General features: G+C 60.4%; 1 protein-coding gene. It reads right to left on the reverse strand.

The genetic code is table 11. The annotated features are described in order from the left end of the window. Positions 1-51: 51 nt before the first annotated feature. Positions 52-2,259, reverse strand: a complete 2,208-nt coding sequence (locus JWG43_RS17375; RefSeq protein ID WP_205244212.1) for an IS4 family transposase — start codon at positions 2,257-2,259, stop codon at positions 52-54. Positions 2,260-2,322: the final 63 nt, after the last annotated feature.

Raw genomic sequence — 2,322 nt, forward strand, 5'->3', positions numbered from 1 at the left:
CTGTCAACTCCCCACAAATAGCCCTGGGGTCAATACACTATTCAACAGCTACTACGGAGGAGGGTGACTCTGTTTGAACAGCAACCATGCCACCAAGATCCAGTGCAGGGCGATAATGCCCCGGCAGATCGTGGTGTTGCCGGGCGATTTACCTTTACGGGGTTGATAGCCACCGAGCTGGGCAATCATCAGGATGGCCTCCAGCGTGGTCGGTGGGGCCTTGGGGGTCTGGTTACCTGTGCTGAAGGCGACCAGCGCCCTCCATTCCTCTTCCTCGAGGAAGGCTGTACAAGGCAGGTCGGGTGTTTCCTTGCCGATCTTGGTTATATAATACAAGCGCCAGGCAACCACCATGTCCAGCGCCAGACACGTGGCCAGGCGGTCTCCGGTTCCCAGCTGCCGGTCTTCGATCTTGCAGCCGCCATCCTTGAGCGTCCGATGAAAGATCTCGATGCCCCACCGTTTGGTGTACCAGGCAATACGCTCGCAGGCATCGGCAAAGGTCCGCGCCGGGACGGTGGTGAGCAGCATCCATTCCAGGGGTTTGACACCGGCAGGCGGATTCTTTTCACTGGCCAGAACCGCCCACAATTGGATCGGCGGCAGATCCCGGCGCTTGACCGGCGGCCGCAAACCGATCTGATCGAAACGGACTTCAAGGTTGGCTGTCCGGGCTTTTCGTCCGCCTCGGGGCGGTATATGCACGTCAAGCATGCCGGCCAGGGGCAATTGCTCCATGTGCCCCCAGATCGTGGTGTCTTCATCAATGAGTTTGCGCTGATGCATGGCCCGCACCAGCAACTGAGGGCTCTCGGGGGTAACGCGGGCAAACAGTTCGTAAAAGTCAGCTTCCCGGTCTCCGACACTGACGATACACTGTTTGGCGGAGGTCTTGGTCCGTTGGGCCGTGGCCTCAAAGCTTTGCAGCCATTTCTGGCTTTCGGCCACCGGGTTTTTGCCCTTTTTTTCTTTCCTGGCCCAGTATTGGACATCGATCAGGCCCAGGGGGATCCCTTCGGCGGTAAACGCCATGGTGTCATGCACCATCAGGCCACGGGTGCCCTTGGCATCGATGGGGCCCAGGCCCTCGGTGGCGGGATGCGCGTGGTAGTTGAGCGTGGTGGTATCCTGCACCGCCAGGACCACGCCGCGATGTTGTCCCATGCGGTCCGCGGTTGCCGCGTAATGCCCTTGCAGGATACTGTCCATGGTCACCGCCGGGTGTTTGAAAAAACGATACGCCGCCTTGACCGCTGCCTTGGTCCGGCAGGCAGCCGGGATGCTGGCCTGGGGGTTGGCGAAAAAATCCCGCGCCAGATGAAAAAGACGATCCTGCAGGCGTTTATCGCCCAGCTCCGAGCGTCCGAACTCCTCGACACGCCAGTCTTCCGGTGGCAGGGGTTCCTGGCCGCCGAGGATCTGGCGAAAATTCTTGTGCAGCGGCAGCAGGTAGATATCCTTGGGCCGGCTCAGGTCACCGTCGTCCTGCCGCCCCCGACCGGTGGTCCTGCCGACCGGGATCCAGTTAGTGGCCCGGTAACAGGTGCCGCGGTACATCGCAGGATCGACAAAGGTCTCCAGCAGAACCGGCTTGACAGCATACTTGATTTCCCAATCCTGAACAAGTTGTCGCCGGGCCAAACCGAGCACTTTCGAGGCCAGATGAGGGACGGTGACCTGGGGCAGAATCAGAAAACGGCTGTTGTTGACGATCAGGTGCAGGTTGTCGGCCCGGGTTGCGTCCGACCAGCCGATCCACTGGTCACGAGCCGCCAACCGCCAGGCCGCGCTGGAAAACGACAGCGCCCCCAGCAGCTCGCCCCCAGCGCTTTCCACCAGATAACGAATCTGCGCACCGCACAAATGGCCGGCGCGCAACGGGTGCCAGCTGTCCATCAGCCAGCGCCACAATATCAACCCGCCCCGGTCGCCATTGACCATGCGCAGGTGTATATCGCCCAATTCCGCCAACGAACAGGCCAGCGGTGGACGTTGAAAGGGTTGGAGCCTCTGGCCGGAAGCCTGATTGTTCAGCGGTGTCCACCGCGGTTCCGGCAGCTGCAGATAGCCCAGTTTCTCCAGTCGGCGCAGACCGTTGGCGCAAGCCGTTATCTGGTAGTTGCCGTTGGGCGACCGCCAGTCCAGTTGCTCGCACACCAGCCTGGCCAGGTGGGTACGGGTCAGTTCGGGATCCGAGGCGATGGCCTCGTCAATGAACTGAAGAGATAATGCGTCGAAACGTTCGAGGATGCTCTGCATGGCAGAAACACCTTGCCATGCTTAATCGCTGTTGTCCAGGATTATTTGTGGGTAGATGACAGA

It is taken from the genome of Desulfobulbus alkaliphilus (assembly GCF_016918545.1).
Classification (GTDB): Bacteria; Desulfobacterota; Desulfobulbia; order Desulfobulbales; family Desulfobulbaceae; genus Desulfobulbus; species Desulfobulbus alkaliphilus.

Bases quoted from the DNA above. Each gene is read 5' to 3' on its own strand.
- JWG43_RS17375 (WP_205244212.1), bottom strand. From the start codon at position 2,259: ATGCAGAGCATCCTCGAACGTTTCGACGCATTATCTCTTCAGTTCATT.